The following is an 8,927-nucleotide window of genomic DNA, read 5'->3' as shown; positions in this document are numbered from 1 at the left end:
CGCCGCGATGCCCACCCGGTTGGCGGTCTTCAGTTTGGTCTGGATGTTGGCGACGTGGGTCTTCGCGGTTCCCGGCGAGATGAAGAGTTCGGCGGCTATCCGGGCGTTGGTGTGGCCGCGGGCGATGAGCCGGACGATCTCGCGCTCGCGGTCGGTCAGCGGATCGACGACGCGTGCCCCGGCCTGGGGCGCGGCTGCGGCCTGGGGCGACGGGGGCGTCGTGAGCCGGCGCAGGAGGCGTACCGTGATCTGAGGGCTGATGAGCGCGTCACCGGCCATGGCCGCCCGGACCCCCTCGATCAGCAGCGCGGGCCCGGAGCGTTTGAGCAGGAAGCCGCTGGCGCCGTTGTGGAGGGCGGTGTGCACGTACTCGTCCAGGTCGAAGGTGGTCACCACGATGACCCGGGTCTGGTGCGGGGCCTGCGGACCGGCGAGGCGGCGGGTGAGCTCCAGCCCGTCGAGCCGCGGCATGCGGATGTCGGCCAGGACGACGTCCGGCTGCAGGCTCCGGGCCAGCTCGAACGCCGTGGCTCCGTCGGCGGCCTCGCCGACCACGGTCATGTCCGGCTGTGAGTCCAGGACAAGCCGGAACCCACTGCGTACGTCGTCCTGGTCGTCGGCCAGCAGGATGCGGGTGGGTGCTCCGCTCACGAGGAGTGCTCCGCCCCTACGGGGGCGCCTGCCGGTACGGCCGCCACGGGCAGCACGGCGACGAGCCGCCAACCGCCTTCCCCGCGGCGCCCGTAGGACAGCGTGCCACCCGTGGCGCGTACGCGCTCGCCCATGCCGCTCAGCCCGCGGCCGCCGTGGCCGTCCCCCGCCCGCCGCAGGGGCGTACGCGGCGCGGTCCGCTCGGCCGGCCGCCCGCTGCCGCCGTCGTCGGCCACCTCGACCCGGAGCGCAGGAGCACCATCGGCGGTACGGGCCGGGGTGAGGGTCACCTCGACCCGCGAGGCCCCGGCGGCGTGGCGGCGTACGTTGGTGAGGGCTTCGACGACCACCCGGTAGGCCGTCGAACCGGCGGCCCGCGAGAGGCCGTCCGTGGCGCCGGGCGCCACGTGCAGGCGCGCCGCCGGGGCGGGCCCGGCGCAGGAGAACTGCGCGACGAGGGCGGCCAGCCCGTCCACGCCGGGCAGCGCCTCGACACCAGCGGCCGCCGCTGGCCCGGCCTCACCGCCGTCCGCTTCGTGGAGCGTCTTCACCATCCGGTCCATCGAGGCCAACGCGCTGAGTCCGGCCGCCTCGATGCGCTCCAGGGCCGACAGGGCCTGCGCGGGGTGCGCCTCCGCCACGAACCGCGCGGCTTGTGCCTGCGCGACGATCCCGCTGACGTCATGGGCGACGAAGTCATGCAGGTCGCGGGCGAGTTCGAGCTGCTGGGCGCGGCGGGTCTCGACGACGAGGCGCTGCCTGCGGTACTCCGTCAGCCGCGGGTAGCCGCCGACGACGGTCGCCCCCACCACGGGCAGGGACCAGAACGCCGCCGCGCCGGCGAGCGACAGCAGCGAGGGCTCCGGCACCAGCGGCAGCGTCCACGCCGCCACCGCCGCGCCCGCCGGCACGACCGTCGCGGGTGCGTGCCGCAAGGGGACCCAGCGGACCGCGACGACGAGCAGCACCAGCAGTACCGCCACTTCCACCAGTCGCGCCCACGACGCATCGGGCACGGTCGGCGGAGTCGCGAAGGCAGTGGTGGCCAGGGACAGGGCTGCGGCGAACGACAAGGGCAGGCCGAGGCGTTCACGCGAACGGGGCCAGCAGACCGCGGCCCACAGCAGCGCCGTCGCCGCGGCGATCGCCGACGCCGCCCCGTAGGGCTGCGCCATGCCGCCGTGCACGACGGCGACGGCTCCGAGCGCCGTGCACCCCGTCACCAGGGCGGCCGCAGTCAGCATGACGTCCCGGCGCCCGAAGTCCTGTGTCTTCCCCACTCCTTGATCCTACGGGCGGTACCGGTCCGCTCCCTCTGCCGAACGGCAGAGGGAGCGGCCTGCCGGGAGAGCGGGAGATCCGCTGATCGGCAGATGGTCCGGGCGCCGCCGGCGAAGCGAGGGTGGAACCCGTCGACCGAGACCGCGGCCGCCGAGACGGCGGTCCACCGACCCAAGGAGCCCCCATGTCCGGCATCCTCGCCACCCCGCGCCGCCGGTTCGCCGTCGTGGTGCTGGCCGCCACGACGGTCCTCGCCGCACTGAGCGGACCGCCCTCCTCCGCCGCGGGCAAGCCGAGCGGCCCTGCCAAGGTCAGCGGGCAGGGACGGATCTTCTACACCTACGCGCCCGACGACGAGATCCGCTTCACCGTGAACGCCACCGCGGCGCCCTTCAGCCGCCCCATCGAGCCGTTGCCGAAGGGCATGCCCACCGACGCCCGTGGCACGGTCACCATCTCCCACCGGGTGGCCCGGACGAAGGAGACCCGGACGGCGGAAGCCGCTGTGGACTGCCTGGTCACCGGAGGCGACACCGCGACGCTCACCGCTGTGGTCACCAAGTCCGCCGACCCCGCGGACATCGGCACCCGTTACGGGTTCAGCGTCAAGAACGGGGGCCCGGGCCGCGGCCGGTTCGGCTTCAGCTGGGGCGTCGCCAACCTGGACGTCGTCGACGGCAAGCCGGTTGCATCCAGGGTCGGCACGTGCATGGCCCCTGCTCCCTTCGCCCCGGTCACGGAAGGGGGCTTCAAGGTCACGCACGGGGACCTGCCCGCGCTGCCGAGCGGATGGCAGCCCGGCGAGGGCCGGTGACGGCGCTATCGCGGCCATGGCGGCGTGCGGGGGCTGGAACGACGAGATGAGCGGCGCCGATGCGCCCAAGGGCGGGTCCGCCTGGCTGATGACCGCCTGCTACGCGCCGCTGCTGGCCTGGGGTCCGCTCCTGGCGGTGGTCACGGTCGCCTACTACCGGCGTCGGCGCGGGCAGCAAGCCTGACGCAGGCGGAGGGCCGGCGCCGATCCCAGCCCGACGGGGGCGGCGCCGGCCGGCGTGTCGCGTCGAGGCCGCTTCGGGCGCGCCGTCCGGCCGTAGGACCGGCCCCGGGCCTGCGAACCAGCCGGAACCGACCTCCTCGACCGAGGCGAGTTCGCCGTCCGGGACGGCCGTGAGGCCGGATGGTGCCGTCGGGATCGTCTCTGCTGCTCCAGGGCGTTCTTGCACTCCGCGAGGTCCCGCGGTGTTGGGTCAGGGCCACTGCCGGAGCCTCCACCCGCGCCGAAGACGTTCGAGACGGCGCTGCCGACGAACTTGGTGGAGAAGATGAAGTTGGCCGCCGTCAAAAGGCCGCGCGCAGCAGGCCCCACGTCTGCAGGGCGTAAGGCCGGCCCTTCTCCTCGCCCTCGATCAGCGGCACGTCGAGCAGGCTGAACCCCGCCTTGGTGGCCACGGCAACGCTGGCGCCGTTTTCGGCTTCCAGCTCCAGGATGACTTGCTCCGCGCCCAGTTGCTCGAATGCGTACGCAGCCATCACCCGTACCGCCCGCGCAGCCAGCCCCTGACCGCGGTGCGCCGGGCCGACCGCATAGCCGATCTCCGTACCCTCGGGGGCGCGTCGCAGCATCACCTCTCCGAGCGGCGCGCCGCCGTCAACGGTGATGGCGAGCAGGATGACCGTGCCTTCCGCCCGCAGCCGCCGGTCCCGGTCCAGTCGTGCGCGGGCGGCTGCTTCGTCGAAGGGTGAGACGATCGGCGTCCAGTAGGCGATGTCGGGGTGGTCGAACAATTCCGGCATCGCAGCCAGGTCCGCTTCTGTCCAGTCACGCAGGACGAGGCCTTCGCCCGTGAGCTCGATGCGATCGGGAAAGGGCGACGTGGTGCTGCTCATGGTGCGGATCCTCCCTGGTCTGCGGGACGAGGCAGCCTAACCGGGGCATTCATCCGCTCACAAGATCTTCTGGTTCGGGACACGTGTGCAGGGACGGTGGCGCTGGACGGCCTCGTCGAGGTGGTCGGGGTGCACGCCGATGCCGCCTGGTACGTGCAAGCCGGGGATGGTTCCCTGGCAGATGGCTTTCGTCAGCGCGACGCCTCACCGCGGCCGGGCGATGTGGCAGCTGGGTTCTGACGACTGGATTCGGGGGGCGTGGCCGGGCCCGCTGCACACGCCGCCCGCGGCAGTTCGCGGACGGAGGGCCGCGGGGCGCCGGGGGACGGGGGCGGCACCTCGAAGGCGTAACAGCCCGCCACCGACCGCTCGTACCCGGAGATGAAGGCCCGAGACGGTCCCCGGCCTGACACTTCCGCGACGACGGTGACGGCGCCGCCCTGCCGCGTCACGCCGACGAGGCCCTTGCCGGGTTTCGACGGAGGGAAGACCCGGGCGATCTCCGTGTCGGACAGGCCGCCGTCGGCCGCTGCCCCGCCCAGCCGGTCGCGGGACCGTTCGACGTTCATCCGCAGGTTCTTCCGCGCCTCGGCCTCGTCACGCGCCGGCTGCGTCTCCAGCCAGATCCACGCGCCGACGACAGCCACGAGCAGCAGGCCGAGGAGGGTCAGGCATCCGTTGAGGAGGCAGCCGCCCGCCGTACCCGCCCGGACCTGTGATCGTCTCGCCATGGGCACAGCGTGTACCACAGGTACACGACCATCCCATCCCTTGCTCCTAGTCGTGACCGAAGTGCGTCGTCACCGGCGAAGCCGAAGCGCCTTGCGAGGGCATCGCCGTTGCCGCGGTGAGCAGCAGACCGGTGGTGGCGATGCCCTCGCCCAGGCAGAGGCTGCCGGCCGTACGGTCGTGGGCGGGGAACTCCACCGGTGGGCGGGACGACATGGCGTTCGCCACCACGCCGCCTGAGACGGCGCTCGCGGTCTGGCCGGCGGGGGACAGTCCGGCGGGGCTTCCGCATCTGCGAGGTCCGACTCGCTGCTTGCGCCTCGGTCCGTGAGACCCCGACGCCACCTGCATCACCAGCAGGGTTCTCAACCTGCTTGCAACACTGCACTCCAGCCCACTGAGCCACTGAGCCACTGAGCCACTGACACCACAACCGCCCTCCCTCTCAGTGGCAACTGGGTTACGGTCGTTCCCCGTGAACCGAACCGATCGCCTGTACGCCCTGGTGGAAGAACTACGCGCCGCCTCCCCCCTGCCCCGCAGCGCACGCTGGCTGGCCGGCCGGTTCGAGGTCAGCACCCGGACCATCGAGCGTGACCTCGCCGCCCTGCAGCAGGCCGGAGTCCCCCTCTACGCCGAGACCGGCCGCACCGGGGGCTACGTACTCGCCAAGGACCAAACCCTGCCGCCACTGACGATCACCTCGGCGGAGGCGACTGCGCTCGCAGTGGCCCTGCACGCCCTGGCCGGTACGCCGTTCGCGCGGGACGCCCGTTCTGCTCTGCAGAAGATCCTCGCCGTCATGCCGCAGCGCGAGCGGCACGGCGCTGGCGAACTGGCCGGCAGGGTCCGGCTCGCCGCGCCCGCCCGACAGCCCGCCGGCGTGCCGCATGCACTGCGGGAAGCGCTCTCCATGCGCCGGGTCCTGCGCCTGTCCTACGCCGACGCGCAGGGCGCTGCGACCGACCGCTGTGTGGAACCCCAGGGGTTCCTCGGCGGCGACCACTGGTACCTCATCGGATGGTGCCGGCTCCGGTCCGCAGTACGCGGCTTCCGGTTGGACCGCATCCAGCACGTCGAAGTACTGCCCGAGACCGTTCCGCCGCGGGTGGTGGACCTGGCGGAGCTCGACACCCTGGGCCGGGAGTTCGTCGGTCTCGACGAACTCGTAAACACCGACAGGGGGGTGTCGCCCGAGGCGTGGAAGCTGGTGACCGACCGACGACAGGAAGGCACTTCCCCATGACCCGTATGACCACCACCGTCTCCACCGCTTCGACCGTTGCACCGACGGCTGCCGCAACGGCCGATACCTCAACCGCAACGGACACGCTGACCCGCGCAGAGGGCACCGCGCTGCTGGACGGGTGGACACGGCTGTGGAACGGCGACCTCGCCCTCGCCGACGACCTCATCGCGCCCGACTTCCGGCTCCGGTTCGCCAACTCGGTGCCCGGCACCGGCCCCGACGCCACGCTGGACCGCCCGGACCTGACCGCGGTCATCGCCGCCCACCGCCAGGAGCGCCCGGGCCTCACGTACGCGGTCGACGGTCCGCCGGTGGTCGACAGCGCCCGTACGGAGGTGGCCGCCCGCTGGACCGCCACTTACACCGACGGCTCGGGCCAGCCCGTCACCAAAAGCGGCATCGACCTGCTGGCCATCACCGACAGCCGCATCGCAGCCGTCTGGTCTCTGACCGGAGACCGCCTCTTCGCGCCGTGACACGCCCACCACCCGGCCGCGCGTCCGGGCCCCCTCGGCGGCCGTGCGTGTTGACGGGCCGCCCGGCGCCCCCATGACGCTGACCACGGCCGCGGCCCCCCGCGGTCGGCGTCGCGGCGACGGCGCCCCGCGGGCAGCCCGCCCGCCTGGTCGTGGCGGTCGAGGGCGAGGAGTCCGGGCGGGTCAGGGTGTCGGTGATCGCTTCGGTGGGGTCCCGTCTTCTGCTCCTGGTCCTGGTCCTTCTGGCAACTCGCCATAGGGCCACCGGGTTCGTTGGGGACTGGCTCACTGTGGAGACTTTCCTCGCCGGTAGGATCAACGCTCTTATGCGGATTGCGAGACGAACATCGGGCCGGGGCACCGAAGGCCCGGGGTACGCCCTGACCTCGGACGAGAACGACGCCGACTTCTGGGGTTTTGCTCGCGCGGCCGAAGGGTTGTTCACACCTCTGCCGGAGGAAGAAGAAGAGGGCACGCGCCGTGTCCGTCTCGTCGGCTGCGCGCCCCAGGGTGGCCTTGGTGAGAGCCTCGAGCACGTTGGCAGCCGTCGAGCTGTCACGGGAAACGCCTGGTTCGAGCTCCTCGATGCCGACGGTGCAGCCATGGGGTCCTACTTCGTCAACGATGTAACGGTCGTCGACGTCCAACCCTCCACCCTCGATGCCGGACTCCGCGATCTCACGCTCACCCTGTGGTGTGATCAAGCACTTCCCGGAGCGGACAGTGTGTGGAAGCTGCTTCATGGGGGTCGCCTGAATCGCACTGGCATGTGGCGTGACCTTTCCGCCGCAGATCGACGAGCATGGCTGTCGGTAGCGTTGCGGTCTCGCACGTATCAGCGTCGTGGGAGAGCCGACGCGCCTGCCGGTCAGGTGTTCGCGCTGGACGGCCGGGGGATCGTTGACCTTGACAGCTTCTATTGCGCGATCGGTGAAGCCATCAACGGCCCCGGCGGATACTTCGGCTGGAACCTCGACGCTTTGGACGACTGTCTGAGAGGTGGCTGGGGTGCCTCCCCTCCATTCGCCTTGCAATGGGAGCGTTCCGCCGCGGCCAGAGCCCGGCTGACGGACAGCAGGTCCACCAGTGCGGACGAGCCTGCCGTCTTCGACTTGCTTCTGGAGATCTTCGAGGAGCGCGGTGTCCGCGTCGTCCTGCGGTGACTGCTGGCTGCACGAGTCTGGCGTAGATGACGCACCACCCGTCACCGACGGCCTTGGTGGGCATGCCGATGGCTGAGGAGGTGGTTCAGGCCGCTCGTTGGAGGGCTCCCCGCCCGCCTATCGCAGTACTGGAACTCATCCAGCACGGAAGCGGCCCGCAAGAACCGTCGGCGCCTTGCTCCGGGGGCCCAGGACGAGGTCGTGGGCCACGGGCCCGCTCGGCGCGGCGGGATTCGGCCGATGCCGTCCGAGGGGAGGCGTATCGGCGCCGGGCGCGCTACCCTCCCCGGCATGTTTGACATGGACACGCCTTCCAGGGATGCGGTCTGCGCGCGTTCCGGCACCTCGCCGGCGCGAAGAACGGGCCTGCGCCTCCTGGTGTTCCTCTTCCTGTTGGCCCTCCTCGGCGCACCCGGCACCGCCGCGGCCGCGCCCACGCCCCTTCCTCCCTCTCCCTCCCCCACCGCCGCCGCACGGGCGGCCGAGGCCGCCGCCCGCTGGGGCGATCGCCGCCTCGACGAGGTCTCCTTCCTGACCACTCACAACTCCTTCACCAACTACGAGGACTCCCGCTGGAGTTCCGTGAACCAGTCCGAGTCGGTGCGCGCCCAGCTCGAAGGCGGGGTCCGCGGCCTGAGCCTGGATACGCACTGGTACGAGCACAGCACCTGGCTGTGCGTCATCAGCTTCGGCAGCGACTGTTATCCGAGCGACGTGTACCTGTGCCACGGCGACTGCAAGACCTTCGCCGGAGCCACTTACGCGCTGCCGAGGCAGTCCTTCCACGGCACCATGCAGACCGTGGTGGACTTCCTGGCCTCCCATCCGCAGGAGGTGGTGACCGTCTTCCTCGAGGACTACGTCAGCGCCGAGCAGCTCGGGCAGTCCCTCGGCAGGGTCCGCGGGATCGACCAGCTGCTGTTCCGGCCGGACGAATGGGGTGTCCGGCAGAAGGGCTGGCCGAAGGTGGCCGATCTCGTCACCGCCGGCAAGCGTCTGCTGGTCTTCTCAGACCGGTCCGACCGCGAGCACCTGGGCGTCATGTACGACAGGTCCTGGACGGTGAGCAACTACTGGAGCCTGGGCGACCTGGGCAACGACCTCGCGTGCGTCACGCGCTGGCCCGACGTGCCCTTGGACCGGCAGGAGCCGGGTTTCCGGAGGCTGTTCACGATGAGCCACCACCGCAACGTGCCCACGGTCCTCACGGCGGCCCTGGACAATGGAGCCAAGCTCCGGAACCGCATCGCGGAGCAGTGCCGGACCGCGACCGGGGGCCGCAGTCCGAACTTCGTCTCCGTCGACTTCCACCGCCTGTCCGACGGCAGCGGACACACCCCCGCCTCGATCGTGGCCGAACTCAACGCGGGCCCCTGACTGGGTGTTTCGTCCCCGATGCGCAGCGCGGCCGGCCGCCGTTCCGAACGGGCCGACTGTGTAGCCCCACCGGATCCGCCGAGGTGATCGCCCCCGTCCCGTCCATTGGGCCCG

Annotated in this window: 11 protein-coding genes; 6 read left to right on the top strand and 5 right to left on the bottom strand. The window is 71.7% G+C overall.

Features of this window, described 5'->3' with window-relative positions:
• Together ABZ924_RS31040 and ABZ924_RS31035 are read right to left on the bottom strand one after the other, a co-directional pair.
• Positions 1 to 651 (bottom strand): response regulator transcription factor (locus tag ABZ924_RS31040; RefSeq protein WP_361917083.1); only part of this gene is annotated, 651 nt, incomplete at its 3' end.
• Entirely contained in the window at positions 648 to 1,931 is a 1,284-nt protein-coding gene (locus ABZ924_RS31035) for a histidine kinase (RefSeq protein ID WP_361917081.1), read from the bottom strand. The genes ABZ924_RS31040 and ABZ924_RS31035, both read right to left, overlap by 4 nt.
• 185 nt (positions 1,932 to 2,116) lie before the next feature.
• Between ABZ924_RS31035 and ABZ924_RS31030 the strand changes: the two genes are divergently transcribed.
• Both ABZ924_RS31030 and ABZ924_RS31025 read left to right on the top strand, forming a co-directional pair.
• Positions 2,117 to 2,746 (top strand): hypothetical protein, encoded by a 630-nt coding sequence (locus ABZ924_RS31030; RefSeq protein ID WP_361917078.1) that lies wholly within the window; start codon positions 2,117 to 2,119, stop codon positions 2,744 to 2,746.
• 16 nt (positions 2,747 to 2,762) lie between these two features.
• Positions 2,763 to 2,930 (top strand): hypothetical protein, encoded by a 168-nt coding sequence (locus ABZ924_RS31025; protein ID WP_361917089.1) that lies wholly within the window; start codon positions 2,763 to 2,765, stop codon positions 2,928 to 2,930.
• A gap of 340 nt (positions 2,931 to 3,270) precedes the next feature.
• Here the strand turns inward: ABZ924_RS31025 and ABZ924_RS31020 are convergent, their stop codons facing one another.
• The 3 genes from ABZ924_RS31020 to ABZ924_RS31010 all read right to left on the bottom strand — a co-directional run bounded on the left by ABZ924_RS31020 (position 3,271) and on the right by ABZ924_RS31010 (position 4,764).
• Positions 3,271 to 3,819 carry a GNAT family N-acetyltransferase gene (locus tag ABZ924_RS31020; protein WP_361917075.1) on the bottom strand — a complete coding sequence of 183 codons (549 nt, stop codon included), beginning with the start codon at positions 3,817 to 3,819 and terminating at the stop codon, positions 3,271 to 3,273.
• A gap of 191 nt (positions 3,820 to 4,010) precedes the next feature.
• The gene (locus tag ABZ924_RS31015; protein WP_361917072.1) at positions 4,011 to 4,550 is read right to left on the bottom strand and encodes a hypothetical protein; all 540 of its coding nucleotides are present in this window, start codon (positions 4,548 to 4,550) and stop codon (positions 4,011 to 4,013) included.
• A gap of 46 nt (positions 4,551 to 4,596) precedes the next feature.
• Positions 4,597 to 4,764: a hypothetical protein gene (locus ABZ924_RS31010; RefSeq protein ID WP_361917069.1), complete on the bottom strand. Its 168-nt coding sequence runs from the start codon at positions 4,762 to 4,764 to the stop codon at positions 4,597 to 4,599.
• A 259-nt stretch (positions 4,765 to 5,023) separates the two neighbouring features.
• On the opposite strand from ABZ924_RS31010, the gene ABZ924_RS31005 reads away from it, so the two are divergent.
• From ABZ924_RS31005 to ABZ924_RS30990, 4 genes are all read left to right on the top strand, one after another.
• On the top strand, positions 5,024 to 5,794 hold the full coding sequence (locus ABZ924_RS31005) for a YafY family protein (RefSeq protein ID WP_361917066.1): 771 nt from the start codon (positions 5,024 to 5,026) through the stop codon (positions 5,792 to 5,794).
• A complete protein-coding gene (locus tag ABZ924_RS31000; protein WP_361917063.1) occupies positions 5,791 to 6,273 on the top strand; it encodes a nuclear transport factor 2 family protein in 483 nt (160 codons plus the stop codon). The genes ABZ924_RS31005 and ABZ924_RS31000 overlap by 4 nt, the downstream gene beginning before the upstream one ends.
• Before the next feature lie 326 nt (positions 6,274 to 6,599).
• Positions 6,600 to 7,436, top strand: a complete 837-nt coding sequence (locus tag ABZ924_RS30995) for a barstar family protein (RefSeq protein WP_361917060.1) — start codon at positions 6,600 to 6,602, stop codon at positions 7,434 to 7,436.
• A gap of 291 nt (positions 7,437 to 7,727) precedes the next feature.
• Positions 7,728 to 8,813, top strand: coding sequence for a PI-PLC domain-containing protein (locus ABZ924_RS30990; protein ID WP_361917057.1), 1,086 nt, complete (start codon positions 7,728 to 7,730; stop codon positions 8,811 to 8,813).
• Positions 8,814 to 8,927 lie beyond the last annotated feature (114 nt).

The sequence above is a fragment of the Streptomyces sp. NPDC046876 genome (genome assembly GCF_040645035.1).
In the GTDB taxonomy this organism is placed as follows: domain Bacteria; phylum Actinomycetota; class Actinomycetes; order Streptomycetales; family Streptomycetaceae; genus Streptomyces.
Note: the sequence above shows the minus strand (reverse complement) of the source record. Positions and strands in the feature narration are given on the sequence as shown.